The organism is Nocardia sp. CA-119907, from assembly GCF_050955995.1.
Taxonomy (GTDB): domain Bacteria; phylum Actinomycetota; class Actinomycetes; order Mycobacteriales; family Mycobacteriaceae; genus Nocardia.
The window spans coordinates 9,459,731-9,486,405 of sequence record NZ_CP192091.1; the positions used below are offsets into that span (position 1 = coordinate 9,459,731).

30 protein-coding genes are annotated in these 26,675 nt (G+C 65.3%); 12 read left to right on the forward strand and 18 right to left on the reverse strand.

Features of this window, described 5'->3' with window-relative positions:
• Positions 1-12 precede the first annotated feature (12 nt).
• From ACQP2D_RS42475 to ACQP2D_RS42505, 7 genes are all read right to left on the reverse strand, one after another.
• A complete protein-coding gene (locus ACQP2D_RS42475; RefSeq protein WP_040697384.1) occupies positions 13-369 on the reverse strand; it encodes a nuclear transport factor 2 family protein in 357 nt (118 codons plus the stop codon).
• 115 nt (positions 370-484) lie between these two features.
• Positions 485-1,174: a hypothetical protein gene (locus ACQP2D_RS42480; RefSeq protein ID WP_433681515.1), complete on the reverse strand. Its 690-nt coding sequence runs from the start codon at positions 1,172-1,174 to the stop codon at positions 485-487.
• Complete coding sequence (locus ACQP2D_RS42485; protein ID WP_433681516.1) at positions 1,174-1,662, reverse strand: N-acetyltransferase family protein; 489 nt, start codon at positions 1,660-1,662, stop codon at positions 1,174-1,176. The genes ACQP2D_RS42480 and ACQP2D_RS42485 overlap by 1 nt, the downstream gene beginning before the upstream one ends.
• Before the next feature lie 75 nt (positions 1,663-1,737).
• Positions 1,738-2,034 (reverse strand): hypothetical protein, encoded by a 297-nt coding sequence (locus ACQP2D_RS42490; RefSeq protein ID WP_433681517.1) that lies wholly within the window; start codon positions 2,032-2,034, stop codon positions 1,738-1,740.
• Positions 2,035-2,131: 97 nt separating this feature from the next.
• Positions 2,132-2,857: an amino acid ABC transporter ATP-binding protein gene (locus tag ACQP2D_RS42495; protein WP_433681518.1), complete on the reverse strand. Its 726-nt coding sequence runs from the start codon at positions 2,855-2,857 to the stop codon at positions 2,132-2,134.
• A gap of 2 nt (positions 2,858-2,859) precedes the next feature.
• Entirely contained in the window at positions 2,860-4,650 is a 1,791-nt protein-coding gene (locus tag ACQP2D_RS42500; protein WP_433681519.1) for an ABC transporter substrate-binding protein/permease, read from the reverse strand.
• Positions 4,651-4,834: 184 nt separating this feature from the next.
• On the reverse strand, positions 4,835-5,629 hold the full coding sequence (locus ACQP2D_RS42505) for an LLM class F420-dependent oxidoreductase (RefSeq protein ID WP_433681520.1): 795 nt from the start codon (positions 5,627-5,629) through the stop codon (positions 4,835-4,837).
• A 245-nt stretch (positions 5,630-5,874) separates the two neighbouring features.
• On the opposite strand from ACQP2D_RS42505, the gene ACQP2D_RS42510 reads away from it, so the two are divergent.
• Both ACQP2D_RS42510 and ACQP2D_RS42515 read left to right on the forward strand, forming a co-directional pair.
• Entirely contained in the window at positions 5,875-6,969 is a 1,095-nt protein-coding gene (locus ACQP2D_RS42510) for an ABC transporter ATP-binding protein (RefSeq protein WP_433681521.1), read from the forward strand.
• A gap of 145 nt (positions 6,970-7,114) precedes the next feature.
• Complete coding sequence (locus ACQP2D_RS42515) at positions 7,115-7,762, forward strand: NADPH-dependent F420 reductase (RefSeq protein WP_433681522.1); 648 nt, start codon at positions 7,115-7,117, stop codon at positions 7,760-7,762.
• Positions 7,763-8,060: 298 nt separating this feature from the next.
• Here ACQP2D_RS42515 and ACQP2D_RS42520 read toward each other — a convergent pair whose 3' ends face one another.
• A complete protein-coding gene (locus ACQP2D_RS42520) occupies positions 8,061-8,570 on the reverse strand; it encodes a winged helix-turn-helix transcriptional regulator (protein WP_433681523.1) in 510 nt (169 codons plus the stop codon).
• A 101-nt stretch (positions 8,571-8,671) separates the two neighbouring features.
• On the opposite strand from ACQP2D_RS42520, the gene ACQP2D_RS42525 reads away from it, so the two are divergent.
• Entirely contained in the window at positions 8,672-9,841 is a 1,170-nt protein-coding gene (locus ACQP2D_RS42525; RefSeq protein ID WP_433681524.1) for a thiolase family protein, read from the forward strand.
• Between the two features lie 301 nt (positions 9,842-10,142).
• Here ACQP2D_RS42525 and ACQP2D_RS42530 read toward each other — a convergent pair whose 3' ends face one another.
• A complete protein-coding gene (locus tag ACQP2D_RS42530) occupies positions 10,143-10,457 on the reverse strand; it encodes a hypothetical protein (protein ID WP_433681525.1) in 315 nt (104 codons plus the stop codon).
• A 211-nt stretch (positions 10,458-10,668) separates the two neighbouring features.
• Between ACQP2D_RS42530 and ACQP2D_RS42535 the strand changes: the two genes are divergently transcribed.
• Positions 10,669-11,631, forward strand: a complete 963-nt coding sequence (locus tag ACQP2D_RS42535) for an o-succinylbenzoate synthase (protein WP_433681526.1) — start codon at positions 10,669-10,671, stop codon at positions 11,629-11,631.
• Positions 11,632-11,846: 215 nt separating this feature from the next.
• Here the strand turns inward: ACQP2D_RS42535 and ACQP2D_RS42540 are convergent, their stop codons facing one another.
• Both ACQP2D_RS42540 and ACQP2D_RS42545 read right to left on the reverse strand, forming a co-directional pair.
• On the reverse strand, positions 11,847-12,359 hold the full coding sequence (locus ACQP2D_RS42540) for a TIGR04338 family metallohydrolase (RefSeq protein ID WP_433681527.1): 513 nt from the start codon (positions 12,357-12,359) through the stop codon (positions 11,847-11,849).
• Positions 12,360-12,465: 106 nt separating this feature from the next.
• Positions 12,466-13,308: a DUF2786 domain-containing protein gene (locus ACQP2D_RS42545; protein WP_433681528.1), complete on the reverse strand. Its 843-nt coding sequence runs from the start codon at positions 13,306-13,308 to the stop codon at positions 12,466-12,468.
• Between the two features lie 159 nt (positions 13,309-13,467).
• Here ACQP2D_RS42545 and ACQP2D_RS42550 point away from each other — a divergent pair, with 159 nt between their 5' ends.
• From ACQP2D_RS42550 to ACQP2D_RS42575, 6 genes are all read left to right on the forward strand, one after another.
• Positions 13,468-14,769 carry an ABC transporter substrate-binding protein gene (locus ACQP2D_RS42550; RefSeq protein ID WP_433681529.1) on the forward strand — a complete coding sequence of 434 codons (1,302 nt, stop codon included), beginning with the start codon at positions 13,468-13,470 and terminating at the stop codon, positions 14,767-14,769.
• Positions 14,770-14,814: 45 nt separating this feature from the next.
• Positions 14,815-15,819 carry a carbohydrate ABC transporter permease gene (locus ACQP2D_RS42555; RefSeq protein WP_433681530.1) on the forward strand — a complete coding sequence of 335 codons (1,005 nt, stop codon included), beginning with the start codon at positions 14,815-14,817 and terminating at the stop codon, positions 15,817-15,819.
• The gene (locus ACQP2D_RS42560) at positions 15,819-16,709 is read left to right on the forward strand and encodes a carbohydrate ABC transporter permease (protein WP_433681531.1); all 891 of its coding nucleotides are present in this window, start codon (positions 15,819-15,821) and stop codon (positions 16,707-16,709) included. Before ACQP2D_RS42555 ends, ACQP2D_RS42560 begins: the two co-directional genes overlap by 1 nt.
• A gap of 150 nt (positions 16,710-16,859) precedes the next feature.
• Positions 16,860-19,112 (forward strand): transglycosylase domain-containing protein, encoded by a 2,253-nt coding sequence (locus ACQP2D_RS42565; protein ID WP_433681532.1) that lies wholly within the window; start codon positions 16,860-16,862, stop codon positions 19,110-19,112.
• A 319-nt stretch (positions 19,113-19,431) separates the two neighbouring features.
• Positions 19,432-19,890 carry an effector binding domain-containing protein gene (locus ACQP2D_RS42570; protein ID WP_433681533.1) on the forward strand — a complete coding sequence of 153 codons (459 nt, stop codon included), beginning with the start codon at positions 19,432-19,434 and terminating at the stop codon, positions 19,888-19,890.
• Between the two features lie 8 nt (positions 19,891-19,898).
• The gene (locus ACQP2D_RS42575; protein ID WP_354959338.1) at positions 19,899-20,324 is read left to right on the forward strand and encodes a GyrI-like domain-containing protein; all 426 of its coding nucleotides are present in this window, start codon (positions 19,899-19,901) and stop codon (positions 20,322-20,324) included.
• A 525-nt stretch (positions 20,325-20,849) separates the two neighbouring features.
• Here the strand turns inward: ACQP2D_RS42575 and ACQP2D_RS42580 are convergent.
• From ACQP2D_RS42580 to ACQP2D_RS42610, 7 genes are all read right to left on the reverse strand, one after another.
• On the reverse strand, positions 20,850-21,950 hold the full coding sequence (locus tag ACQP2D_RS42580) for an inositol-3-phosphate synthase (protein WP_433681534.1): 1,101 nt from the start codon (positions 21,948-21,950) through the stop codon (positions 20,850-20,852).
• On the reverse strand, positions 21,943-22,497 hold the full coding sequence (locus ACQP2D_RS42585) for a PadR family transcriptional regulator (protein WP_040697429.1): 555 nt from the start codon (positions 22,495-22,497) through the stop codon (positions 21,943-21,945). Before ACQP2D_RS42585 ends, ACQP2D_RS42580 begins: the two co-directional genes overlap by 8 nt.
• A gap of 204 nt (positions 22,498-22,701) precedes the next feature.
• Entirely contained in the window at positions 22,702-22,908 is a 207-nt protein-coding gene (locus ACQP2D_RS42590) for a DUF397 domain-containing protein (RefSeq protein ID WP_433681535.1), read from the reverse strand.
• A gap of 100 nt (positions 22,909-23,008) precedes the next feature.
• On the reverse strand, positions 23,009-23,215 hold the full coding sequence (locus tag ACQP2D_RS42595; protein ID WP_433681536.1) for a DUF397 domain-containing protein: 207 nt from the start codon (positions 23,213-23,215) through the stop codon (positions 23,009-23,011).
• The gene (locus tag ACQP2D_RS42600) at positions 23,205-23,369 is read right to left on the reverse strand and encodes a Scr1 family TA system antitoxin-like transcriptional regulator (protein ID WP_433681537.1); all 165 of its coding nucleotides are present in this window, start codon (positions 23,367-23,369) and stop codon (positions 23,205-23,207) included. Before ACQP2D_RS42600 ends, ACQP2D_RS42595 begins: the two co-directional genes overlap by 11 nt.
• Entirely contained in the window at positions 23,299-24,099 is an 801-nt protein-coding gene (locus ACQP2D_RS42605; protein ID WP_433681538.1) for a helix-turn-helix domain-containing protein, read from the reverse strand. The genes ACQP2D_RS42600 and ACQP2D_RS42605 overlap by 71 nt, the downstream gene beginning before the upstream one ends.
• Before the next feature lie 203 nt (positions 24,100-24,302).
• Entirely contained in the window at positions 24,303-24,479 is a 177-nt protein-coding gene (locus ACQP2D_RS42610; protein WP_433681539.1) for a hypothetical protein, read from the reverse strand.
• Between the two features lie 155 nt (positions 24,480-24,634).
• On the opposite strand from ACQP2D_RS42610, the gene ACQP2D_RS42615 reads away from it, so the two are divergent.
• Both ACQP2D_RS42615 and ACQP2D_RS42620 read left to right on the forward strand, forming a co-directional pair.
• Complete coding sequence (locus tag ACQP2D_RS42615; protein WP_433681540.1) at positions 24,635-24,865, forward strand: hypothetical protein; 231 nt, start codon at positions 24,635-24,637, stop codon at positions 24,863-24,865.
• Between the two features lie 365 nt (positions 24,866-25,230).
• Positions 25,231-26,532: an IS256 family transposase gene (locus ACQP2D_RS42620; RefSeq protein WP_433678047.1), complete on the forward strand. Its 1,302-nt coding sequence runs from the start codon at positions 25,231-25,233 to the stop codon at positions 26,530-26,532.
• The last annotated feature ends 143 nt before the right edge of the window (positions 26,533-26,675 follow it).

A 26,675-nucleotide genomic window follows, 5' to 3' on the forward strand; every position in this document is an offset into this window, starting at 1 on the left:
GCGGGGAGCAGGTCAGGCGGCGGCGGGAACCTTGTCGAGGAAGCCGTAGACGTTGGCGATGCGCCCGTCCTCGACGACCGCGACATCGAAGCCGATGACGACCGCGGGTGCGTCCGCGGGGCCGAGTTCCCAGGTGAATCGCACCTGGTCGTGGTGGGCGTCGACCGGTCCGGCGAGGGTGAACACCCAACCCGGGAACTGGGCCTGGACTCCGGCGATGGCCGCGTCGAGCTGGTCGTGCCCGGCGACCGCGGCCAACGGGTCGGTGTAGGTGGCGTCGGCGGTGAACACGGCTTCGATTCCGGCCTTGCGGGCGGCGGCGTCGGTGGTGTTCCAGACTTCCAGGTACTGTGCGACGAGCTCGTTCATGATGGCCTCCTAGGCTTCTGATCTGCGGTTTCTCTGTCGTTCCTGCTGACAGGAACTACGTTATGGGCAGAGCAGGGTGCGCCGAATCAGTCATCTATAAGTACTTTTCGCCGCCCTATACGTATGCGGTCGGCGCGGTGCCACGGCGACCCACCGCGAGCAGCACGACACCGGTGCCGATTCGCCACCCGACGAAGGGATCGATGGCCAGGCGTTCGGCCGCACCGGGCGCGAAGTTCTCGCTGGTCAGCGCGGCGACCATGCCGAAGATGCTCACGGCCAGTAGGGCGAGAGTGAAGGCGGTGTAACCGCGGTGCGACCGGTACAGCCAGGCGATGATCGCCATGATCGCGATGCCGGAGAACAGTTCCAGGTATGCGCCGGTGGGATGCAGCACGGCGCGAAGGTGACTGCCACCGGGCACCTCGCTGGCACTGCCGGGGAAGACGCCGACCAACGCATTGCCGAGGCAGTTGATCATGGCGAGATACGGAATCGACCTGGCCAGCCCGGTTTTCGGCAGCAGTGGCGACAGCAGCACCGCGGCGGCGAGCACGAGGATACCGAGAACCACGAATTCCGTGGACATCAGCGCGTGCCACGGCGAGCAGATGAACCTGTCCCGCGCAGTGCCGTATCGGTGCATTTCACCGAGGCATTCGGGGACACCGAGATCGCTGATCATGTTGTGTGACCAGCTGTAGGCATGCGGCGCGGGCCAGCGTGCGGCCACGATCAGCTCGACGACGTAATACGAGATCGACAGAACAAGCAGTGCGGCACCGGTTTTCAGGCGGGGTGTCATCACAGCTCCAACCGCATCTCGAATTCCCGCCGTGGATCATCGGGCCCGATCACCCCGTGCACCCCCGTGTGCATGAATCCGTGTCGCAGATACAGCCGCTCGGCCGCCGTGTTGCCCGCCGCGACCTCCAACCACACCTGGCGATGCCCCGCATCGACCGCCCAGTCGACCACAGCTCGCACGAGGCGATCCGAAACCCCTGTGCCCCGCGCCTTCCCGGCAACCCACATAGAAATCAGGTGCGCCCCTGACCGTTCGGGATCAGCCAGCCCAGCGGCCGTCCCGACATCGCTGCCGTCGACGCTTGCCAGGAACTGCGCTCGATGGGCCAGCAGCTCCCGCCAATCCTGCTCGGTCCTGGCCCGCGCATGCTCCAGCGTCGACGCGAATGCCTGCGGCGCGTCGGCCAGGGCACGCAGCCGAATACCGCGGAATGCAGACCAGTCGTCGGCCGTCAGCAGCCGCACTCGGAGCCCTGAATCACCCATCCGCCATGTCTACGCGAGCCCGAGTCTGCTGGCGAGCCGTACGAACACCGATCCTCGGCTGTGTATCGATCGAACTCAGTGGTCGTCGTAGTGGCCGTTGTGGGCGGCGTGGCGATGGCCATCGTGCAGGTAGTCGACGTGGTCACCGTGCTGTACGGCTTCGTGGCCGCAGTTGGGACCGTGGACGTGGTCGTGACCTGGGTGTTCGACGTGAGCGGTCGGTTCGCATTCGTCGTAGTGGCCTGCGTGTTCGCGGTGCAGGTGGCCGTCGTGGGCGTATTCGACGTGGTCACCGTGGACGACCTTGGTATGCCCGCAATCGGGGCCGTGGACGTGCTGATGTTCGGTGTGCTCCCTATGCGCTGTGGCCATCGGACCTCCTCGTTCCCATCACTGGACGTGTAGCACCGAAAGCGTCGACCCATTAACAGGTGCGCATCTATCGAGTTTACTAGAAGTGTGCTGCACGTCAGAGAACTTGCGAGAGAAAGCGCTGCAGGCGTGGGGTCTGCGGATTGTCGAACAGCGCGTCGGGTGTGCCGGTTTCGACAACCTGACCTGCGTCCATGAACAGCACACTGTCGGAGACGCTGCGCGCGAAACCCATTTCGTGGGTCACCACGATCATCGACATGCCCTCGGTTGCCAGATCGGCCATGAGCGCGAGAATGCCCTTCACCAATTCCGGATCCAGCGCCGAGGTGGCCTCGTCGAAGAACATGATCTCCGGCTGCATGGCCAGCGCGCGGGCAATCGCGACGCGCTGCTGCTGACCGCCGGACAGATTCGCCGGACGCGTATCGGCCTTCTCGGCCAGGCCGACCACCTCGAGCTGCTCGACGGCCAGCGCACGCGCCGCGTCCTTGGACAGCCCGCGCAACTTACGCGGCCCGAGCGCCACATTCTCGGCGACCGTCTTGTGCGGGAACAGATTGAAGTGCTGGAACACCATGCCGATGCGCTGGCGCAGCTTATCGGGATCCCCGGTGAGCACCGATTCGCCATCCAGCAGCACATCGCCCCGATCGGGTTCGTGCAGGCGGTTCAGCACGCGCAGCAGCGTCGACTTGCCGGAGCCGGATGGCCCGATAACGGTGGTGGTCTTCCCCGCGTCGACGTGGATTTCGACGCCGCGCAGCACGTGGTTGTGGCCGAGGGTGAGATGCAGACCGGTTCCGGTGAGGGAGGCACTCATCTTTATCCGCGCCCTTCCGTGATCGTGGCCGCCTCGACCTGGTCGATGGGTTGGTCGGGTCGGCCGGTGCGCATGCGGCGGTCGATGTAGTTGACCAGGTGCGTGAGCGGAATGGTCAGCAGCAGGTAGACCAGGCCCGCGGCGACCAGCGGCGAGAGATTTCCGGTCTGCGCGTTGAGATCCCGGCCGACCGCGAACAGTTCGCGCTGGGTGGCGAGCAGGCCGAGGAAGTAGATCAGCGACGAATCCTTGATCAGCGCGATGAACTGGTTCATCAGCGCGGGCAGCACCCGGCGCACACCCTGCGGGATCACCACCAACGTCATTGCCTGGCGGTAGCCGAAGCCGATGGCGCGTGCGGCCTCGAGCTGACCCGGCTCCACGGACTGGATTCCGGAGCGGAAGATTTCACCGATATAGGCCGAGGCCAGCAGGGCGAGCGCGATGGCGCCGAGCCAATACGGGTTGTTGCCGGTGATATTTCGGACCACCGGGCCGATGCCGAGGCCGATGATCAGGATGATCACCACGGCGGGCAGGCCGCGGAAGATGTCGGTGTAGACGCGGGCGGGCCAGCGCAGCCAGCGGGTCCGGGAAATGCCCGCCACCGCCAGCAGCATGCCGAGTACGGTACCGAGGACACCCGAAACCACAGCCAAGATCAGGGTATTCGGCAGACCTGTCTTGAACAGGTCGGGAAAGGCCTTGCGGTACAGCGACCAGTCGAAGAAGGTCTCCTTCAACTGGGTCAGTGTGGATTTCGGCGCATTCGCCGCCGCGTCGGTCGGCTTCCTCTCGGCCGCGATGGCGGCGAAATCCGGAAGCTGCGGTGCGGGTGCGGCTTTCGAGCCGGGCTTCCACCCGGGCGGCAGCTGCCGCGGCACCCAGTCGGTGTAGAGCTTGGCGTAGGTTCCGTCGGCGATCACGGCGTCCAGACCACTATTGAGCGCGTCGATCAGCGGCTGGTTGTTCTTGGCGACCGCATAGCCGACGAAATTGTCCAGGCTGAACGTGTTCTGGATGATCGAGGTGCCGTCGCCCGGCTTCACCTGGCCCTCGGCCTGCGCCGACGGCGCGACCCAGGCGTCGACCTGACCGGACTTCAGATTCGCGTACGCGGTGGCGTAGTCCGGAAATTTCACCGGATCCAGATGCAGCTGGTTGACCACGTAGTCGTCCTGCACCGTGCCCTGCACGACGGCGATTCTGGTACCGCGCCCCAGATCCGAAAAGCCCTTGATGGCACTGCCATTCGGGACGACCAGAGAGAAATAGCCGAAGTCGTAGCCATTGGTGAAGCCGACGCGCTCGCGGCGCTCGGCGGTGGTGGTGATATTCGACGAGCCGATATCGAAGCGGCCGCCGGACACCTGCGAGAGCAACGGCGCGAATTCGGTACCCGAAAACTCCACCTGGAGGCCGAGTTTCGCACCGATCGCGCGCAACAGCTCATTGTCGAAGCCGGTGAACGAGCCCGCCGAATTCAAGCAGATGCTCGGCGGCGCGTCCGAAAGCGTGCCGACGGTGAGTTTGCCGGGCGTGATCAGCCGCAGCTTGCTGGTATCGATCGCCGACAGTGGCAGGGTGCTCGCGGTGGTGTATTTGTCCGCACCCGCCGAGGCGGCCGAGCCCAGATTCGTCGGCGCGGCCGATGCGGCACTCGGTCCGGGTGGCGTGCATTGATTTCGATCGGTCGAATCGTCGCCGGAACCGCAGGCCGTGGCCGCAAGACCGACGGCAAGCAATATCACGGCGATCAACGCACGAGACCGCACAGCGGGCAGACAAGCCATGACGGCCAACCCTAGCGTCCGATCGGCGCTAATCCACAGCTACCCCGGCGCGCTTGCGGGCCACCGCAGCACGCCGTCCCAGCTCACAGTCGCCGGGGCGTGCGCGGACGCGGCACCATCGCCCGATCCCGGAATTCGGATCACGATGATTCGAATCAGACCATCGACCGGCGTTCCCAGCCGCCTACGCCAAACCGCTGACCGGCTCCGGATTGACCTCATCACGCCACCGGATCGCCCGCTCGACCTCGCTGAGATCGAACTTCGGCCCACTGACCCCGACGGTGAACAGGGTCACCCCGGCCTGGACGAAGGTCGCGGCCTGCTCCGTACCTGGCCACTGCACCGAGCGCTCGATCCTCGCCTGATCGGCGCCGACGGCCGCGCAGTGGTCGGCGAGCACCTTGTTCTTGTGCGTGATCGCCTCGAGATCGGCGAAGGTGTGCCAGATATCGGCGTATTCCGCGACCAGCCGCAGCGTCTTGCGCTCGCCACCGCCGCCGATCAGGATCGGGATATCGCGGGTCGGGCGCGGATTCAGCTTCTTCAGGCGGGCGCTGAGCCTGGCCATGTTCTCCCTCAGCAGCGCCAGCCGGGTTCCCGCCGTACCGAATTCATAGCCGTATTCGTCGTAGTCCTTCTGGAACCATCCCGCGCCGATGCCGAGAATGAGTCGGCCGTCGCTGATGTGGTCCACCGTGCGCGCCATATCGGCGAGCAGATCGGGATTGCGATAGCCGCCGCCGGTGACCAGCGCGCCGATTTCGATCCGTTCGGTCTGCTCGGCCCAGGCGCCGAGCATGGTCCAGCATTCGAAGTGCGCGCCATTGGCATCGCCGGTCAGCGGGTAGAAGTGATCCCAGTTGAAGGCGATATCGACGCCCGCGTCCTCCGCCCGCAGCACCGCGTCGCGCAGCAGTCCGTAGTCGGGCGCGTGCTGCGGCTGTAGCTGTACTCCGATTCGAACCGGTCGGGTCATCAGATTGCTCCTCGTCGCTCGATCTGGTTCCCCGATCGAGGCTACCGGCTGACCCCGTCCGGCGACCGTAAGAAGTCGCCGATCTTCGGGCGCTTACCATTTCATCGTCGACGCGGTATCCAGCCCGAATTCCTGCGCGAACTCGAGCACATCGTGTGCGAAGCGAGCACATCCAGTAGTATCGCCGGTCAACCCTTACTCGGATCGTCCGGCACGTTCCTGCCGGTGATGGGATGTGATCTGTCATGGCCACCGTGACCTTCGATAGCGCGACCCGGCTGTACCCGGGCTCGTCCAAACCCGCCGTCGACAAGCTGAATCTGGAGATCGCCGACGGGGAATTCCTCGTGCTGGTCGGTCCGTCCGGCTGCGGTAAGTCGACCTCGCTGCGAATGCTCGCCGGACTCGAGGACGTCGACGACGGGCGCATTCTGATCGGCGACAACGATGTCACGCATGCCGAACCCAAGGAACGCGATATCGCGATGGTGTTCCAGAACTACGCGCTCTATCCGCATATGACCGTCGCGGAGAATATGGGCTTCGCGCTCAAACTCGCCAAGGTCGCCAAGGCGGAGAAGGAGCGGCGGGTGCTGGAGGCGGCCAAACTGCTCGACCTCGAGCCGTATCTGGACCGCAAGCCGAAGGCACTGTCCGGTGGTCAGCGCCAGCGCGTCGCGATGGGCCGGGCGATCGTGCGGCAGCCGCAGGTATTCCTGATGGACGAGCCGCTGTCGAATCTGGACGCCAAGCTGCGGGTGCAGACCCGCACGCAGATCGCGCAGCTGCAGCGTCGCCTTGGCACCACCACCGTGTACGTCACGCACGACCAGGTCGAGGCGATGACCATGGGCGATCGGGTCGCGGTGCTCAAGGACGGGCTGCTGCAGCAGTGCGCGACACCGCGCGATCTGTACCGGAATCCGGCGAATGTATTCGTCGCCGGATTCATGGGGTCGCCCGCGATGAACCTGTTCACGCTGCCGGTCGCCGACGGCGCGGTGGAACTCGGCGGGGCCGCGCTGCCGGTGCCGCGGTCGGTCGCGGATGCGGCCGAGGGTTCGGTGGTGGTCGGCGTCCGGCCGGAGCACCTGGAGATCGGCGCGGCGCTGGACAAGTCGGGCATTCAGATGGAGGTCGATGTGGTGGAGGAGCTGGGCTCCGACGCGTACATCTACGGCCGCACCATCGCCGAAGGCGCGACGAACGGCGCTGGCGAAACCATTGTGGCGCGGGCGGATTGGCGTAACCCGCCGGCGAAGGGCGTTCGGGTGCAGTTGACGGCGACGGCGGAGCACACATACTTCTTCTCCACTGTCGACGGTCGTCGGCTGGCCTGAACTACGCTGCGGAGTGTTGGCGCTCGGCATGCACCGCCGCTCTCGCCGGGGCGGCGGCCGTTCGCCCACGGCGGAAGGCCACGCGAAGACCACGCCGCATTCGTAAACTCGACGCTCGAACGGGAATCGGCGCGAGGAGCGGACGTTGAAGGTAGCGGTGCTGGGGACCGGACAGGTCGGGCGCAGGCTGGCGAGTAAGTTGGTCGAACTCGGACATGCGGTGACGCTCGGCTCGCGCACCGCCGATAATGCGGCGGCGACCGAATGGGCACGCGAAACCGGTGGCGCCCATGGCACTTTCGCCGATGCCGCCGCCGATGCCGAACTGGTGATCAATGCGACCTCCGGCACCGTCTCGCTGGCCGCGCTCACCGCCGCGGGCGCGGCGAACCTGAGTGGCAAAGTCATTGTGGACGTGTCGAACGCGCTGGATTTCTCCGCCGGATTCCCGCCGAAGCTGGCGACCCCCGAGGCGGGCAGCGTCGCCGAGCAGATCCAGCAGGCCTTCCCGGACGCCCGCGTGGTGAAAACCCTCAACACCATGAACAATCAACTCATGGTCGACCCGTCTCGAATCCCGGGCCGCCACAACGTCTTCCTCAGCGGCGATGACGAATCCGCCAAATCCGAGGTCGCCACCCTACTGAAATCCTTCGGCTGGACCGAGGACCAGATCATCGACCTCGGCGGCGCCATAACCGCCCGCAGCACCGAACCCCTCGTCCTGCTATGGGTTCACCTCTACAACAAGCTCGGCACCGAGGACATCAACTACGCGGTTGTCACCGGCTGAGCCGCCCTCGGCCGATCAGCGCTGGAGCGCCAGCGGATCAGGGGTGCGCAGCACCAACCGGCGGTACGGGACCAGCGCGGGTCAGCGATACAGCGTCAACGCGGATCGACGCTGGGGCTCCAACGCGGTCAGTGAATGGCACCAACGCGAGTCAGCTGTAAGAGCACCATTGCGGTCGGCGGCACAGCACCAACGCAAGTCAGCGGCACGGCACCCAACGCGGTCAGCGGCACGGCACCGGCGCGGGTCAGCGGTGTGAGTCCACGCCCGCTCGGCCGCTCGAACGGCCTGCGCGCGATCACTTCGCTGATCGGGCGCGTGCATAGTCGGGGTTGAGCCTGACCCCGAGTTCTTCCAAGTCGATCTCACGTCCCTTTTCACTGCGGACCTGAACACGAACCGGCGCGCCGCTCGACTCCTCGACCAGCAGTAGCGGCGCGGGCCCCGGCTGGAGGTACGTGTCGCCCCACTGCATGAGCGCGAGCACAACGGGCAGCAGGTCACGGCCCATATCGGTGAGCACGTACTCGTGTCGGGTGCGTTTGCCCTCTTCCTGGTACGGCCGTTTGGCGAGCAGGCCCGCTTCGGTGAGCCTGCGGAGCTGGCCGGAGGCTGCCGCGTCGGTAATGCCGACGCGCGCCGCGAAGCCGTCGAAGCGCGTGGTGCCGTAGTAGGCCTCGCGCAGGATCAGGATCGCCGAGCGGGTGCCGACGATATCCATCGCCTTCGCGATCGAGCATTCCGTGGGCTTCCACGCGCTCAGATCGGCCAACGGTCCTTCCATTACGGCTGCCATGACGAACATCATAGCGATCTCTGGCTTGAGTCGACTATACCCAGGCGTTAACCTGACTATAAGCCAATAGAGCCAGACGAAGGAGTCCGGCTCGCGGTTCGAAAGGAACCACCATGAGAGACGCGGTGATTGTCGAAGCGGTACGCACACCGATCGGCAAGGGCAAGCCGAACGGGGCGCTGCATAACGTCAACGCGGTGGACCTGCTGGCGCACAGCCTGCGCGCGGTCGTCGACCGCAGCGGCATCGATCCGGCGCTCATCGACGATGTGATCGGCGGCATCGTCACCCAGGTCGGCGAGCAGGGCGCCAATATGACCCGGCGCGCCGCGCTGGCCGCGGGCTATCCGGAATCCGTTCCCGCGACCACGGTCGATCGCCAGTGCGGCAGCAGCCAGCAGGCCATTCATTTCGCCGCACAGGGCGTGATCGCCGGTGCGTACGACATCGTGGTCGCGGCGGGTGTCGAGTCGATGGGCCGGATTCCGATGGGCGCCAACCTGATCGGGTCCGAGGACATCTCCGGTGTCGGCTTCGCCGAGCGCTACCCGGAGGGTTTGGTGCCGCAGGGCATCAGCGCCGAACTGATCGCGGCGCGCTGGGGGCTGACCCGCGCCCAGCTCGACGAATTCGCCCTCGGCAGCCACGAAAAGGCCGCGCTGGCGACGAAGAACGGCTCGTTCACCCATCAGCTCGCACCGATCGCCGGACTGGAAACCGACGAGGGCATCCGGGTCGGCAGCACCCTGGAGACCCTCGGCACACTGCGCCCCGCCTACTACGACGAGGCCATGGCCGCGCGCTTCCCGGAAATCGGCTGGCAGATCACCGCGGCGACCGCGAGCCAGGTCAGCGACGGCAGTGCCGCGGTGCTGATCATGACCAGCGAACGCGCCAAGGAGCTCGGCCTGAAGCCGCTGGCCCGACTGCGCAGCTTCGCGGTGGCCGGTGACGATCCGCTGCTCATGCTGACCGCGGTAATCCCCGCCACGCGAAAGGTACTGCAGCGCGCCGGTTTGCAACTCTCCGATATCGATCTGGTCGAGATCAACGAGGCGTTCTCGCCGGTGGTGCTGGCATGGGCCCACGACACCGAGGCGGATCTGTCCCGGGTGAACGTCAATGGCGGCGCCATCGCCATCGGACATCCGCTCGGCGCCTCCGGCGCCCGCCTGATGACCACCCTGGTCCACGCCATGCAGGAGCGCGGCGCCCGCTACGGCCTGCAAACCATGTGCGAGGCAGGCGGTCTGGCGAACGCCACCATCCTCGAACGTCTCTGAGCACGGCGTCCCGCTGCGAGCCGGGCACCCCGCATGCGGGGTGTCCGGCTCGCGGCAAGTTCAACCGGCCGAACTCAATTCGAACCCGGCACACCGCGTGCGGTGTTCATTCGCGGCGGGCCGGAAGTCCGCGGCGGGCTGTGCCGATCGCTCGGTGCCCGACTCGAAGCACCAGAATTCCAGCCGAACTCAGATCGAACCGGGCACCCCGTGCGATGCGCATTCGCGGCGGTTCAGAAGTTCAAGGCCGGCTGTGACGCGGTCGGTGCCCGGCTCGAATCACCGGCACCCGGCCGAACACTCACATCGAAACCAACACCACCGCGAGCAGAAACCCGAGCAACCACGACTCGGCTACCAACGGCACCGCAACCAATGGCACCCACGCGATCCGCCGACGGTACCGAATCCTCTCGACCACCATAACCCCGACCACCACCACCGAAAGCGCGATACCAACCCACGCAACGCAATACGCCACCGGCAGATACCGCACACCCCCACCCGGATCCGCCCCCCGCCCAAGGAATTCGTACAGCGGCACGAAAGAAGCCACCACCCAGGCAAACCCGACCGCAATAACCGACCCGAGCACCGCCCGGACAGCATTCGCCACCCGCGCCCCCCAAGGCCCCGATCCCATACCTCCAGCATGACGGCTCCGATCCGAGCACACACCCTCTGCCGCACCGAACAGCCGCCCCCACCGATCCACCACAGATCACTGCGCGATCGGTCCCGCGGCTGACGTTCCTCGCGATCGCGGTCGGCTTGTTCGCCTTATGCCATCCAACCGGCGGTGTCGATGGCCTCTAGGCTGCAGGGTGATGACCGATACCTTCGTATACGCCATTCCGATGCGGACCAGGTTCCGCGGCATTACGGTGCGCGAGGGGATGTTGATCAGGGGGCCGCTGGGGTGGGGGGAGTTCTGTCCGTTCCCCGAGTACGACGATCGGGAGGCGGCGGGGTGGCTGGCGACTGCCGTCGAGCAGGTGACGGTCGGGTGGCCGGAGCCGGTGCGCGAACGAATTCCGATCAATTGCACGGTGCCAGCGGTTGATCCGGAGCGGGCGCATGCGATCGTGGCCGGATCCGGGTGCCGGACGGCGAAGGTGAAGGTCGCCGACCACGCCGATTCGCTGCACGAGGATCTGGCGCGGGTCGAGGCGGTGCGGGATGCGCTGGGGCCGGATGGATTCGTGCGCGTGGATGCCAATGCGGTCTGGGATGTCGATACCGCTGTCGCGCATATCGAGCAGATCGACCGTGCCGCAGGCGGTTTGGAGTACGTCGAGCAACCGTGCCGCACCATCGAGGAGCTGGCGGCGGTGCGGCGGCGGGTCGATGTGCGGATCGCCGCCGACGAATCCATCCGCCGCGCCGAGGATCCGCTGCGCGTCGCGGTGGCCGGGGCCGCCGATATCGCGGTACTCAAATGCACACCGTTGGGCGGCGTGCGCCGCGCACTCCGGGTCGCCGAGGCCGCCGGACTGCCCTGCGTGGTGTCCTCGGCCCTCGAAACCAGTATCGGCTTGGCCGCCCAACTAGCCCTCGCGGCCACTCTGCCCGACCTCGAATTCGCCTGCGGCCTGGGCACTCTGTCCCTCCTCGACGGCGACCTCGTCGCCGACTCCCTCCGCCCGGTCAACGGCTACCTGCCCGTCCCGAAAACTCCCCCGACCCCCGACGCGGCTCTACTGGAGCGCTACCGCCACCCCGACCCAGCACGAACCCGCTGGTGGGAAGACCGCCTAACCCGAGTCCGCGCACTTCCCCCGCCCCGGTGATCGAGGCCATCGAAACGGCTGCCGACACATTCGAACCGCCTTTTCTCTCGCCTCGCCGACCCGCGCCGCATGTCGGCACGGCACCGCCGACGTAGCGCGCACCCGAACGGACGAGGAACGCGAATTCGGCAGCGCGCCGGACTCAGCGGAGACGGACGTCCCAGCCGCACCACCGAAGCGGCGCTGCGCGAAACTCACATGAGGCATGACAGGCGTCAGTTCAGGCGGACACCGCAGCTGAGCATGGACGAGCGCAGGACCAGGCCCGCTTCGGGGCCGATTATGCCGTCGACGAGTTCGAGGTAGCGGGTGCAGAATTCGGGGCCGTGCGGGGCGACGGATGCCGCCGCTGGTTCGAGATGGTGGGCGAGTTCGTGGAGGATCACCAGCTCGCGTAGCGCCCATGCGGTCGCGCCGGTGTGGAGAGGGACCGCGAGCACCGCCTCCGCGGCCTCGTAGTGGGCAGCGGCAGTTCCGGCGCGCGATCGGACTCGCACCGGCGTGGCGGCTCGCTCCCATTCCGCCCGAACCCAGTTGAGATTCAGCACTTTATCGGCGTAGACCTGCACCGACTCAACCGACGCGAAACGACGCTCGATCGGCAACGTGAGATGCGAACCGTAGATCTCTACCGTGCGGTTGCCGAACTCATCCGCCCGATCGAACACCCCCCGCACCAACTGCTCAGCGTCATACACCTTGGCGCGCTGGCCATCTCGCGCACTCACCGCACCCAGCTTATCCGTTCACCGAGACAGCTGATCCCGTACCACCCGAACGGACACCAGTTCGGAAATGACTCGACCGCGCGGCACGCAACCGCCCCCGACTCACTCACCTCGACCCACCCCCAGGCAATTCCCCACGCGCAGCCCCCAACTCCGCAGACGTCCCCAACCGCGCAGCCCGCCCAGCACGATCACCCTCCCGCCGCGCCGCCGCCGAATGCCCGGTCGATGCCTGTGGCCCGCGCCAGGTGCCGCGGGCGTCCGAGGTCCGTCGGTAGAAATCGGTGAGTTCGATCTCCTTATTGCGCAGGGCAAGTGCGGTACCGGCGGCGGCGGTGGCCGGGACCACCTCGGCCTCGACCTCCGCCTTCACCTCGGCCAAGCGGCGGCCGATTCGGGCGGCGAAGGCCATCTGGAAGTTCAGGCGGGCGGTCACCGGGGCGACCGGGGCCTGGATCCGGCGCTGCACCTGGCGGCCCCAGCGTTTCTCGGTGACGATCTTTTCCACAGTGGCCGAACGGTATCGGCCCGACTTGATGTACTGATCCGACGCGCGCACCATCTGCACCAGCAGACTCGTGTAGAGGGCTTCACACGCATCGATATCGGAATCGAAGCCGTACGCGTAGACCTGGGTCGAGGTGCGCGCAACATCGCAGCGCACATCATTGGCCGCGGCGATCGCCACGAACAGCTGCACATACGTGCGCAGCCCCTTCTTGCCCGGTTCGCCGATCGGAATCATCCGCTGCACCGGGGTCGGCCTGCGCTCACGTCCGGCGATATGCGCGCGGGCCACCGCGAGATCGATCGAGGACCTGGTCGCCAACCGCTGGGCCGCGGCGAGAAACGCCTCGGCCTCGTGCTCGTTATCGGTCGATTCGGCTTGGCGCAGCAACCCACCGATCCGGGTCAGCATCCGGTCGGGAACCGCATTCGGCGAAGTCATCACGGTCAGCCTAACGAGCTGGTACGACAGTGGAACCGTGACGTCGTACCCGGCCCGCTTACGGGCGCAATCGCTGCGTCACATATAACAACCATGTATCTTGCCTTGTGCACCGGCAGGGTGTGCTGCTGCTCACGTCTCGACCTTGGAGTGTTCGCGATGGCTTTGAAGAAGGTGTCGTCCCTACGTTCATCGCTCGTACCTCGAGCGACAGTGGCCGCCGCCTCAGCGGCGCTGCTCATGGCGACGTTCACCAGTGCCTGCTCGAGCGATAACGGTGGTAACCCGTCCAGCCAGAACCTCACCGGTCGCGGCCCGATCACCTACGTCGAGGGCAAGGACACCACCGAGACCGGCGCGGTCAAGCAGTTGATCGAGCGCTGGAACGCCTCGCACCCGGATGAGCAGGTGACGTTCAAAGAGCAGTCCAACGACGCCTCGCAGCAGTACGACGACCTGGTCGAGCACATGCGTTCCAAGCAGTCCACCTACGACGTGGTCGCCCTCGACGTGCCGTGGACCGCGGAATTCGCCGCGAAGGGCTGGATCCAGCCGCTGAAGGACACCTTCAAGATCGACACCTCCGCCCTGCTCTCCCCGACGGTCGCGAGCGCCACCTACAACAACACCCTCTACGCCGCACCGCGAAACACCAACGGCGGCTTGCTGTTCTACCGCAAGGACCTGGTGCCGAATCCGCCCAAGACCTGGAGCGAGATGCTGGCGCAGTGCCCGATCGCCAAGCAGAACAACATCGGCTGCTACGCAGGCCAACTCGCACCGTACGAGGGCCTGACGGTGAACGCCGCCGAGGCGATCAACGCCTACGGCGGCACCTTCGTCGGCGCGGACGGCAAGACCCCGACCGTCAATACCCCGCAGGCGCGCGCCGGACTGAAGGTGCTGGTCGACGCGTACCGCAACGGTGATATCCCGAAGGAAGCCATCACCTTCAAGGAGCCGGAGAGCGCCAACGCCTTCAATACCGGCAAATTGCTGTTCATGCGCAACTGGCCGTCCACCTTCGGTGACGCCGGTTCGGAATCCTCTGCGGTCAAGGACAAGTTCGGGGTCGCACCGCTGCCCGGTGAGAACGGCGTCGGCGCTTCGACGCTGGGCGGCTACAACGCGGCCATCAGCGCCTTCTCGAAGAACAAGGCCACCGCGCTGGACTTCCTGCGCTACCTGATCAGCGAGGACGCGCAGCACATCGTCGCGGCCGGTGCGCTGCCGTCGGTGCGCGCGTCGATGTACGACGATCCGGCGCTCATCGCGAAGATGCCCTACCTGCCCGCGCTCAAGGATTCGATCGCCAACGCGGTGCCGCGTCCGGTCACCCCGTTCTACCCGGCGGTGTCGAAGGCCATCCAGGACAACGCTTATGCTGCGTTGAACGGAACCAAGTCCGTCGACGACGCGATCACCGGTATGCAAAAGGGCATCGAGACAGCCGGATCGTAGGCTGAAGAGCAGCGGACCCGACCACCTTGTAGGAGAGTAGAAACGGTGTCGGATCCTTCGGGAACGGCCACTCCCGTGCCGAGCAAGCGCGGATTCGGTGGAACATTGGCGTTGGAGCTGCGACGTTCCGGTAAGGCGTGGCTATTCGTCACGCCCGTGCTGATCACCCTCGCGGTGGTCGTCGGCTATCCGGTCTTTCGCGCGCTGTACATGTCATTCCAGAAGGACGCCGGGCTCGACCCGGCGACCGGCATGTTCGTCGAGGGCGGCAGCGCCGGATTCTCCAACTACACGCACTGGCTGCTGCAGCAGTGTCAGGCGGCCGGCGAGACGGTCTCCTGCCCGACCGGCAACCTCGGCTCGCAGTTCTGGCTGGCCATCGGTGTGACGCTGTTCTTCACGGTGATCACGGTGACCCTGGAGGCGACCCTGGGCCTCGGCATGGCCATGGTGATGGGCAAGACCTTCAAGGGCCGCGCCCTGCTGCGCGCCGCGGTGCTGGTGCCGTGGGCGATTCCGACCGCGGTCACCGCCCGGTTGTGGGAGTTCATGTTCCAGTACGACGGTGTGGTGAACCGGATCTTCGGCACGCACATCCTCTGGACCTCGGAGGCCTGGCCCGCGCGGTTCGCGGTGATCGCCGCCGATGTCTGGAAGACCACGCCGTTCATGGCATTGCTGCTGCTGGCCGGTCTGCAGGTGATCCCGGCCGATGTGTACGAGGCCGCGCGGGTCGACGGCGCATCGGCCTGGCAGCGCTTCACCCAGATCACCCTGCCGCTGCTCAAGCCCGCGCTGCTGGTCGCGGTGCTGTTCCGCACGATGGACGGACTGCGCCTCTACGATCTGCCCGCGATCATGACACTGGGCAACCCGGCCACCCGCCCGATTTCGGCGCTGGTGGTCGAACAGGTTCGCCAGGGCCCCAATAGTGCGGCCGCCCTCTCGACGATCACCTTCCTGCTGATCTTCGCGGTGGCGTTCCTGCTGGTCAAGGTCTTGGGCGCCAATGCCGTTCGGACCCAGGAAGAACAGCGGGAGGCGCACTGATGACCACGGTGATCACCAAAGAGCCTGCGGCCCAGAAGAATGCGGCACCTACACCTTGGACCAAGCGACTGGGTCCGGTGCGGCTGTACCTGGGTGCGCTGATCGTGCTGGTATGGGGCCTGGCCCCGTTCTACTGGATGGCCGTCACGGCATTCCGCGATCCGGACTACACCTTCGACAACACTCCGTGGCCCACCCACGTCACGCTCGAGAACTTCCGCAATGCCTTCGACACCAGCCGCGGCAACGATTTCGGCAAGGCGCTGACCAATAGCGTCATCATCGGCGCGGTGACGACGGCGGCCGCGCTGGTGCTCGGCGTCCTCGCCGCGTACGCGCTGGCACGGCTGACCTTCAAGGGCAAGTACCTGGTCTCCGGACTGATCCTGTCCGCGTCGATGTTCCCGGTCGTCGTGCTGGTCACCCCGCTGTTCCAGCTGTTCACCAATCTCGGCTGGATCGGTGAATACCAGGCGATGATCATCCCGAACATTTCGTTCGTGCTGCCGATGACCGTCTACATCCTGGCCTCGTTCTTCGCCGAATTGCCCTGGGAACTCGAAGAAGCCGCGCGCATCGATGGCGCGACCAAGATGCAGGCGTTCCGACTGGTCATGCTGCCGCTGGCCGCGCCAGCGGTCTTCACCACCGCGATCCTGGCCTTCATCGCCTCGGTCAACGAATACCTGCTGGCCCGGCTGCTCTCCAGCGACCGGACCGAACCGGTGACCGTCGCGATCGCCCGCTTCTCCGGTAACAACCCGCTCGTGCAGCCCTACGCCGCGATCATGGCGGCGGGCACGATGGTCACGATCCCGCTGGTCATCATGGTGCTGCTGTTCCAGCGCCGCATCATCTCCGGCCTCACCGCAGGCGGCGTGAAGAGCTAGCTCACAACTGCGATACGAACCCCGCCCGGTGACGGCACCTTAGAGTGGTAGCATCCCGGGTCACTTCAGCGTGGAAAGGTTTGCACCCGCAGAAGTCCCGATTTCCGGTCGTATCAGTGCAGGTGAGTTTTACCGACGCTCCGGAAGGAGATGATCGTGAGCTCGTTCGGCAAGCGGCGAAAACGCGGCAGCGGCCGCCGGAGCAAATCGGTATCGGCACCGTATGCATCAGTTGCCGGGTTCAACGAGCACCGCACCGACACGGCAGGGCGCAGGAACAGACCCGAGAAGTCGCTGCGCGCACCGTTGTCCACGCCGACCGACAAACCTCGGCGCACCCGCGCCGAACGCTTCAGACGACTGGTGCTCGCGCTGTTCATCACCTTCGTCGCGGTGCCGTCACTGCTGTTCGTGCTCGTCTACTGGAGCGCCGAGATTCCGGATCCCGATTCGGTGCAGACCAACCAGATCGCCACCATCCTCGCCGCCGACGAGACCACCGTGATCGCGAAGGTCGTTCCGCCCGATGGCAATCGGGTTCCGATACCGCTATCCGATGTGCCGAAACCGGTGCGCGCTGCGGTGCTCTCGGCCGAGGACCGCAACTTCTACACCAATCCCGGCTACTCGACCTACGCCTTCCTACGCGCCGCCCGCGACAACATCCTCGGCAAGGAGGACGCGGGCGGCGGCTCCACCATTACCCAGCAGTATGTGAAGAATGCCTTCCTCGGCTCCGAACGCACCCTGACCAGGAAGATGCGCGAGCTGATCATCGCCGCGAAGATGGCGCGGCAGTGGAGCAAGGACGATATCCTCGCCGCCTACCTCAACACCATCTACTACGGCCGCGGCTCCTACGGCATCTCAGCAGCGGCGAAAGCGTATTTCAACAAGCCAGCGCCGGAGTTGACCCTCGCCGAGGGCGCGGTGCTGGCGGCGGTCATCCGCACCCCGTCGATCCTCGATCCGGAAACCCATCTGGCGGATCTGACGGCGCGCTGGAAGTACGTGCTCGACGGCATGGTCGAGATGGGTGCGCTCGCCCCCGGCGACCGCGATGCGACGGTGTTCCCGCAGATCGTCCCGATAAACGAGATCCCGGATGTCAACGAGGCCCGCGGCCCCGAGGGGCTGATCCGCACCCAGGTGCTGCGGGAATTGCGCGCCGCAGGCATCAGCGAGCGGGAACTGAATACCGGCGCATTGCGGATCACCACCACCATCGACGCCAAGGCCCAGCAGGCCGCGCTCGGCGCGATCCGCGATCGGCTCGACCCGCAGCCGCCCGAATTGCGCGGCGCGGTGGTTTCGATCGACCCGCGCTCCGGCGCGGTGCGCGCCTACTACGGCGGATCCGATGGCATCGGCTTCGATTTCGCGCAGGCACCGCTGCAGACCGGCTCCGCGTTCAAGGTTTTCGCGGTGATCGCGGCGCTGCAGCAGAACATTCCGCTCAGCCGCGTGCTGGACAGTTCACCGGTGACCGATCGCGGCACCAGGATCACCAACGTGGAGGGCGAATCGTGCGGTAAGTGCTCGATGTCCGAGGCGCTGAAACGCTCACTGAACACCAGCTTCTACCGGCTGACCATGTCGATGTTCGACGGGCCGAAGGCGATCGCCGATGCCGCACACCAGGCCGGGATACCGGAGGAGATTCCCGGCGTCGCCGGTAAGGCGCTGACCGAGGAAGGCGGACGGCCGCTCAATGGAATCGTGTTGGGCCAGTATCTGGTTCGCCCGATCGATATGGCCTCGGCCTATGCCACGATCGCGAATTCCGGTGTCTACCACCAGCCGTACTTCGTGCAGCGGGTGGTCGCGGGCGACGGCCGGGTGCTGCTCGACCGGGGCGCACCCGATCAGCAGGTCGGCAAGCAGCTCCCACCGGGTCAGCAGCGCATCCCGCGCGTCATCGCCGACAACACCGCCGGGGCGATGATTCCGATCGCCGCGTATTCGAACGGACACGGCCTGTCCGACGGTCGGCCCTCCGCCGCCAAAACCGGCACCACCCAACTCGGCGACACCGACCAGAACAAGGACGCGTGGATGATCGGCTTCACGCCGTCGCTGTCCACCGCGGTCTGGGTCGGCACCGAACAGCCCGAGCCGATCCGCACCGCGCGCGGCGCGGATATCTACGGCTCCGGCCTGCCCGCCGATATCTGGAAGCAGGTGATGGACGGCGCACTCGACGGCACGCCGATCGAGCAATTCCCGGTGCCCGCACCGCTCGGCAGCCAGCCGAATACGGGCAAACCCTCCAGCGGCGGCTACGACATCCTGAACCCGCCGTCCACCACCTCGACCGCACCGGTCATCGTGATCCCACCCGCACCGCAGCAGCCTAAGGAAGTCGAAATCTTCCCCGGATTGAGCATTCCGGTCCCGGGGTGACCGATTCGCTATGAATGTTCGTTTACCGGGGCCATGGGAACGCATGACGTGGCAACATCGTTGGCCATAGTGCAGGGTGATCGGCATCGGCGCCAACTTGGAGCGCGGTACGCCGAGGACCGAAACCAGGCCGACGCCGACGCCCCAAGATCGATGAGAGAGGATATGCGCACAAGCGACGACACGGCGGCGTGAGCGGCGGGCCCGCACGAGGCAGCGTGCGCGATCGGGCACCGCGAACGCCGCCGATCGAATACAGCGGCGCGATGGGCCCGGAGCGCCGCCAGATGGAGACAGACTAGACATAGGGGCTACGCCGGTGGATTTCAATGTCGTTGACCGTCCCGAGACGCTCGTGGCGGGCACAGTGCTTCGCAGCCCGGCGCTCGCGGTCGAGGGGCCGCGGCGCGCGAAGGTGGAGGAGGCGTGGAAGCGCAATCTGGCACGCACCCTGCCCGGGCCGCCGACGACCGCATACGTCGACCACGCGCCGGAGATCAACTCGTATCTGACCCATATCGTCGGCTACCGCTGCCACACCCTCGCGGACCTGCTCCCCGGTGACGTGCTGGCCCGGGTGCCCGCCGGCCGGTTCGCGCGGTTCATCCTCAGCGGCGACAACCTCGGCGACACCATCGTGACCATCTGGCGCGCGGTGTGGGATGCCGAGGCCGCCGGACGCTTCGTGCGCTCGTATACCGGTGACGTGGAACATTATCCGGACGCGCGCACCGCGGAGGTTTTCGTGGCGCTGGCAGAAGAACCGGTCGACGGGTAGGAACAGCTGTGGACTTCGAAATTGTCACATTGGACGAAAGCCTGGTCGCCGGACTCACCGTCCCGCTGGCCGGACGCGAGGTGACGGCCCGCGACCTGGACCTGGTGAATTTCACCTGGGACCGATACCTGGCGCGCGAGAAGAACGTGCCGCGCGTGGCGGCCTATATCGGACAGAACGATCACGCCGTCGCCGTCCTCGGCTACGAGGTCGCCGAGATGGACGATATGGACGCCGGTGACGTGCTGACCCGCATCCCCTCCGGCCGCTACGCGAAATTCGTTGTCTCCGATAAGCCCTACGACCTGCTGCGCACCGCATGGGCGCAGGTCCGCAAGGCGGAAAGCGCCGGCACCATCACCCGCTCGCACACCGCGGAACTCGAGCGCTATACGGGGCCGACATCGGTAGAGGTGTACGTCTCGTTGGACTGAGTTTTCGGGGGTGCGCAGGTTCGTCTGGGCAGCCGAGGGACGGAGTCTGGACGGGTCGAGCAAGTCTGGACGGGTCGAGCAAGTCTGGACGGGTCGAGCAAGTCTGGACGGGCCGAGCAAGTCTGGACGGGCCGAGCAAGTCTGGACGGGCCGAGCAAGTCTGGACGGGCCGAGCAAGTCTGGACGGGCCGAGCAAGTCTGGACGGGCCGAGCAAGTCCGGACGAGCCGAGCGACCGAGTCCGGAGCGGCCGAGCAACGAAATCCGAACCAGTCGAGCAACGGAATCGAAAGAGGGCCGGGCTTACGGAATTCCGTGGCTCGGCCCTCGGACGTTCCCACTCACTACAGATCAGCGAGCTGCTACACCACTCTGCCCGACAACTTCGGCTTGCCCGATCCCCGACGTCAGTGCGTTCAGAAGTCGGGTCTGTCGAGCCACCATTTGGAGTGATCTGCTACCGGGCCCTGGATACCGCAAAAGCCGGGCCGGAGAGTTGCTCCGGCCCGGCTTTCGTGTGAGGTGACTACTCAGCTCCGATGATGAACGCTTCCAGCTGCGCGCGGGCGATATCGTCGGCCAGCTGCTTGGGCGGGGACTTCATCAGGTAGGCCGAGGCCGGGAGGACGGGGCCGCCGATGCCGCGGTCCTTGGCGATCTTCGCGGCGCGCACCGCGTCGATGATGATGCCCGCCGAGTTCGGCGAGTCCCAGACCTCGAGCTTGTACTCCAGGTTCAGCGGCACATCGCCGAAGGCGCGACCCTCGAGCCGGACGTAGGCCCACTTGCGGTCGTCGAGCCAGCCGACGTGATCGGACGGGCCGATGTGCACATCGTTGGCGCCCAGTTCCTTCTTCAGGTTGCTGGTGACGGCCTGGGTCTTGGAGATCTTCTTCGACTCCAGCCGCTCGCGCTCGAGCATGTTCTTGAAGTCCATATTGCCGCCGACATTGAGCTGCATGGTGCGGTCGAGCTGCACACCGCGGTCCTCGAACAGCTTGGCCATCACGCGGTGGGTGATGGTCGCGCCGACCTGGCTCTTGATGTCGTCACCGACGATGGGAACGCCTGCCTTGGTGAACTTTTCGGCCCACACCGGATCGGAGGCGATGAATACCGGCAGCGCGTTGACGAAGGCCACATTGGCATCGATGGCGCACTGGGCGTAGAACTTGTCCGCCTCTTCCGAGCCGACGGGCAGGTAGGAGACCAGGACGTCGACCTTGTGGTCCTTCAGCACCTTGACCACGTCGACCGGCGCGGCCTCGGACAGCTCGATGGTCTCGGCGTAGTACTTGCCGATACCGTCCAGCGTCGGACCACGCTGCACGACAACGTCGCTCGGCGGCACGTCGGAGATCTTGATGGTGTTGTTCTCGCTGGCGAAGATCGCCTCGGCCAGGTCGAAGCCGACCTTCTTGGCGTCGACATCGAACGCGGCGACGAACTTGACGTCGCGAACGTGGTACGGGCCGAACTTGACGTGCATCAGACCGGGCACGGTCGAGGTCTCGTCCGCGTCCTTGTAGTACTGCACGCCCTGGACCAGCGAGGAAGCGCAGTTACCCACGCCGACGATGGCGACGCGGACTTCGGTGGCGTTTTCAGCCTTCTTGTCTTCACTCATGGCCGATATTTCCCTCTTTCTGTGGTGCCGCCTTCGTCGATTGCTCCGCCGCAATCAACTCGTTGAGCCAGCGCACTTCGCGCTCGCTTGATTCCAGACCGAGCTGGTGAAGTTGGCGGGTATAGCGATCCAGCGAGCCACTGGCCTTCTTGATCGCCTCCCGCAGACCCTCTCGGCGCTCCTCGACCTGCCGTCGCCTGCCCTCCAGAATCCGCATCCGCGCTTCCGCGGGGGTACGGCTGAAAAACGCCAGGTGGACGCCGAAGCCGTCGTCGGTGTAGTTCTGCGGTCCGGTATCGGCGAGCAGTTCGGTGAAACGCTCGCGCCCGGCCGGAGTCAGTTGATAGACCCGTCGCGCGCGACGGGTGACGCCCGCGACGTTCTCCTCCGCGATCAGCCCATCCGTCTGCATGCGCCGCAGCGTCGGATAGAGCGACCCGTAGGAGAAGGCCCGAAACGGCCCGAGCAAACCGGTCAGCCGCTTGCGCAGCTCGTACCCGTGCATGGGCGCTTCGAGGAGCAGCCCGAGGATTGCCAACTCGAGCATCGGGCTTCACCCCCTGACTGTGTGTACAGACCTAACCGATGGATGCGACTTCTCACTATATCGGAGCGATATAAACGTGCATAGTCGTCGGCGATACATATAGCTGTTCCCGCAGGTAGAAGCGGTTAGGTCATACCCATCCGACATGAAAGAAGCCCCGCCACCTCGAAACACGCACGAGAGACAGGGCTTCTCAGCGCCTAGCTAGGACCGGTCGAACTCTCCGTCCGCCACCCCAGCGGTAAAGGCTTCCCACTCACTGGGTGTGAAGACCAGCGCCGGGCCGGTCGGATTCTTGGAGTCACGAACGCCGACCATGTTGGCTTCGAAGAACGCCACCTCCACGCATTCCTTGCTGCCACCGCTACGGCTGCTCTTGAACCAACGGGCTTCGGACAGGTCAACGTTCACTCTTACTCCTCGCCTCGCCCAGCAACAGATTTCCCTTGCATCGCAAACAATTTCTGCTGCCGCTCCATCCAGCGCTGGGTGCTGGGATGTGTTCGCACGGTCAGTGACGATCGAACTCGCCATCCTGCACGCCAGCTGTGAAGGCTTCCCACTCACCGGGCGTGAAGACCAGCGCCGGGCCGGTCGGATTATTGGAGTCACGAACGCCGACCATGCCCCCGTCCAAGTGCGCGACCTCCACGCAATCTTGCCCCCCACCGCTGTGGCTGCTCTTGAACCACTTCGCCCCGGACAGGTCAACGCCCACGTTCGTACTCCTTCGCACCTTCACGTAACAAGTCTCGGCTCGGTTGGGAATCGAGCGCGGTGCGCTGGATCACCCCATACGCCTCACGGTACCTGTCCAGATCGATCAACCGCTCCAAGAAGATTCCGCCAGTGAAACTCTCGACGTAGACCACACTGGGTTCTTCGGGGCTTGCCCTTCTTATCGACATCGAAATCAAGGATGAGGAACGGCCCTGTCGATAAGCCGACCGGCAACCCAGCCCTGAACGGCAGTACACGGATGTCGACATTCGGGTGGGCGCTGAGGTCGGCAAGATGCCGGAGCTGTGCCGCCATAACCTTGCGCGAGCCGATCACAGTGCGCAACACCGACTCATGCAGCACAGCCGTGTAGATCGCTGGTTTGTTCCTCCGAGTGAGCAGCCCTTGACGGCGGGTGCGTATCTCAACACGTCGGTCGATCCCTTCCGGAGAGTCATTCGGGAAGTACAGAACGTCGAGCGCGCGAGAATAGTCGGCAGTTTGGAGCAGTCCAGGAACCGCTGATGGCTGAAACTGTGTCAGCCCTCGCGTTGACGACTCCAACCCCATGTACACATCGAACGCCGGAGTGATCAACGCTCCGTAGTCGTGCCACCACGACTTCACCGCAGTTTGCTCGGCGAGCGCGATCAGATCCGAGGTTCGCTCGGCGCCTAGCTGATACTGCTCACACAACAGCCGAATGTCATGCGTTCGAATCTTCTCCGTCTGCCCCTTCTCCAGCCGCTGCAAGCTGCTCTTGCCCCACTCCATGAGCTTCGCGGATTCGATCAGAGTCATGCCGAGCGCTTCACGCGCCTCGCGCAGATGACGGCCGAGCTGGCGACGCGGCAGCGTGCTGCCGCCTTCCTCTTCGGACAAGCCTTCCCCCTAAGGGCAGTCGAATTTCCCAGGCGGGGAAATGCTCCCACGTCGATTGGTCAACAACCTGGGGAATCGAGCAATTCGCTGGGTTCCCAGATTCTCCTTCCCGACAACAGCCGAACGGAGTGTGCTGAATATGCGCCAGGCAGGGAGAACGGCCAGCTTGCCCCTCAGGCAGTCCACTTCCGCCCCAGGGACATTCAGGGGTTGCCGGGACCGGGCGCACTCACCGTCGTCGAGGTCCGGGAGGTCGGCAGATGCCGAAGCGAAAGCTTCCACAGCGAGACCCGTTCGTAGGCCCGCCAGCCGAATATCGCGGCGCCCCAGCCGAAGTGGTCGAGCGTTTCGCGAACGCCATCCACGAATGGGCAGACCACACAGAACCACCCATGTGCCGGGGCAACGATTCCCTCGGTATCGCCACCGGAAAGGGGCCGTGATGCGCCGAGATTCCCTGCGAACCACGCGAACTCACGATGGCCGCAAGCTCGCCGTATGGCAACTGATCCAAAATTCCGCCCGCATCCTCCGCGTGCAATTCCCCCACGAATCCTTCACCGCCCACCGCCTCCCCTCCCGCACCCCACTCCCCGACGCCCAACCTGGCACCATCCTCTTCGACACCACCCCAGACCTCGTCGACGCCCGCCAACTCCTCCCCACCCACAACGACCTATGGAACGCCCTACGCGACGACTACTGGACCGCCTTGATGTACCCCTCAGACCCCCCAACCCCACTGGGGCGCAACATAAATGACTGAACCCCACGCCCACCGATCAGTCATCGATCCAACAGTCGCCGCCCTACTCGCCGCCTTCCACGAAGACACCCCCCTCAAACTCGACCGCGCCCCCCTAGACAGCCACCCGCTATACGAACACGCAGACGGAAAGCTATACGAACTCACCAAGGACGGAACCCTATACGAACTAAGCACCGAAAGCTGACCCCCAAACCCCCACCCCAACCGCACTTCTGACCGTTCGATCACCACGCACTGACGCAGTGCAAACACCGAAATCCCCCACACCAACCCATTCTCGAGCGGGCGCCATGGCTACCACCACCTGAGCACGCGGGACTGTAAATACAACGGTGTAACTCCCAATTAAGGAGTGGCACTTGATGTCTGATGTGGTGGCGGCCGATGTGGTCGATACTGCTGCGGTGGCGAAGCGTAAGGACGCGAAGGCCTCGGCGGTGGATGCCGAGTTGGTCGGTCAGTTGGTGGCGTCGGCTCGGGCCAACGGTCTGCAGTTGACTGGTGAGGGTGGGCTGCTGGCGCAGCTGACGAAGATGGTGGTCGAGTCGGCCCTCGACGGTGAGATCACCGATCATCTGGGCTATGACCACGGCGACCCGGCTGGACGTGGAACACCGAACTCTCGCAATGGAACTCGCTCGAAAACGGTGGTCACCGACGTTGGTCCAGTCGAGATCGACGTCCCTCGTGACCGGGATGCCAGCTTCGAGCCGCAGATCGTGCGTAAACGCCAGCGCCGGTTGAACGGTGTGGAGAACATGGTGCTGTCGTTGTCGGCAAAAGGGCTCACGCATGGGGAGATCTCGGCGCACCTGCGGGAGGTCTATGGCGCCGAGGTCTCCAAGCAGACGATCTCGGTAATCACCGACAAGGTGCTCGACGGGATGGCCGAATGGCAGAACCGTCCCCTGGATGCGGTGTATCCGGTGATCTTCCTCGATGCGATCCATGTGAAGATCCGCGACGGCAAGGTCGCCAACCGACCCATCTACGTTGCGTTGGCGGTCACGGTCGATGGCACCCGTGACATCCTCGGGTTGTGGGCCGGAGACGGTGGTGAGGGCGCGAAGTTTTGGCTGCAGATCCTCACCGAGCTGCGTAATCGTGGTGCCGGAGATGTGTGCATGCTCGTCTGCGACGGCCTCAAAGGCTTGCCCGAGGCCATCGAGCAGGTCTGGCCGGCCGCAGTCGTGCAGACCTGCGTGGTGCATCTGCTGCGGGCCTCGTTCCGCTACGCGGCCCGCCAGCACTGGGACGCCATCGCCAAAGCGTTGAAACCGATCTACACCGCCCCCACCGAATCCGCGGCGTTGGAACGGTTCTACGAGTTCAGCGAGACCTGGGGCACGAAATACCCGGCCATCGTGAAACTGTGGGAGAACTCCTGGTCGGAGTTCGTGCCGTTCCTGGCCTTCGACACCGAGATCCGCCGAGTCGTGTGCTCGACCAACGCCATCGAAAGCGTCAACGCCCGCATCCGCCGCGCCGTGCGCGCTCGCGGCCACTTCCCCAACGAGCAAGCCGCCCTGAAATGCGTCTACCTGGCGATCATGGCCCTCGACCCCACCGGCGCCGGACAGAAACGCTGGGTCACCCGATGGAAAGCAGCGTTGAACGCCTTCGACATCACCTTCGACGGACGCCTGTCCGCTGGACGAAAGTAACCAAATCAAACCGAGTTACACCGTTCACTGGACAGACCCGAGCACGCCGCGCTCCCCCCATGGGGAAGTCCTGGACGGGTGATCACCATGCACTGATGCAGTGCAAACGTCGAGAAGACCCCTGCACCAGCGCATTCTCGAGC

Excerpts from the sequence above, each read along its gene's own strand:
- ACQP2D_RS42475 (WP_040697384.1), bottom strand. The coding sequence starts at position 369 with ATGAACGAGCTCGTCGCACAGTACCTGGAAGTCTGGAACACCACCGAC.
- ACQP2D_RS42480 (WP_433681515.1), bottom strand. The coding sequence starts at position 1,174 with ATGACACCCCGCCTGAAAACCGGTGCCGCACTGCTTGTTCTGTCGATC.
- ACQP2D_RS42485 (WP_433681516.1), bottom strand. The coding sequence starts at position 1,662 with ATGGGTGATTCAGGGCTCCGAGTGCGGCTGCTGACGGCCGACGACTGG.
- ACQP2D_RS42490 (WP_433681517.1), bottom strand. The coding sequence starts at position 2,034 with ATGGCCACAGCGCATAGGGAGCACACCGAACATCAGCACGTCCACGGC.
- ACQP2D_RS42495 (WP_433681518.1), bottom strand. The coding sequence starts at position 2,857 with ATGAGTGCCTCCCTCACCGGAACCGGTCTGCATCTCACCCTCGGCCAC.
- ACQP2D_RS42500 (WP_433681519.1), bottom strand. The coding sequence starts at position 4,650 with ATGGCTTGTCTGCCCGCTGTGCGGTCTCGTGCGTTGATCGCCGTGATA.
- ACQP2D_RS42505 (WP_433681520.1), bottom strand. The coding sequence starts at position 5,629 with ATGACCCGACCGGTTCGAATCGGAGTACAGCTACAGCCGCAGCACGCG.
- ACQP2D_RS42510 (WP_433681521.1), top strand. The coding sequence starts at position 5,875 with ATGGCCACCGTGACCTTCGATAGCGCGACCCGGCTGTACCCGGGCTCG.
- ACQP2D_RS42520 (WP_433681523.1), bottom strand. The coding sequence starts at position 8,570 with ATGATGTTCGTCATGGCAGCCGTAATGGAAGGACCGTTGGCCGATCTG.
- ACQP2D_RS42525 (WP_433681524.1), top strand. The coding sequence starts at position 8,672 with ATGAGAGACGCGGTGATTGTCGAAGCGGTACGCACACCGATCGGCAAG.
- ACQP2D_RS42535 (WP_433681526.1), top strand. The coding sequence starts at position 10,669 with ATGACCGATACCTTCGTATACGCCATTCCGATGCGGACCAGGTTCCGC.
- ACQP2D_RS42545 (WP_433681528.1), bottom strand. The coding sequence starts at position 13,308 with ATGACTTCGCCGAATGCGGTTCCCGACCGGATGCTGACCCGGATCGGT.
- ACQP2D_RS42550 (WP_433681529.1), top strand. The coding sequence starts at position 13,468 with ATGGCTTTGAAGAAGGTGTCGTCCCTACGTTCATCGCTCGTACCTCGA.
- ACQP2D_RS42560 (WP_433681531.1), top strand. The coding sequence starts at position 15,819 with ATGACCACGGTGATCACCAAAGAGCCTGCGGCCCAGAAGAATGCGGCA.
- ACQP2D_RS42565 (WP_433681532.1), top strand. The coding sequence starts at position 16,860 with ATGATCGTGAGCTCGTTCGGCAAGCGGCGAAAACGCGGCAGCGGCCGC.
- ACQP2D_RS42580 (WP_433681534.1), bottom strand. The coding sequence starts at position 21,950 with ATGAGTGAAGACAAGAAGGCTGAAAACGCCACCGAAGTCCGCGTCGCC.
- ACQP2D_RS42585 (WP_040697429.1), bottom strand. The coding sequence starts at position 22,497 with ATGCTCGAGTTGGCAATCCTCGGGCTGCTCCTCGAAGCGCCCATGCAC.
- ACQP2D_RS42620 (WP_433678047.1), top strand. The coding sequence starts at position 25,231 with ATGTCTGATGTGGTGGCGGCCGATGTGGTCGATACTGCTGCGGTGGCG.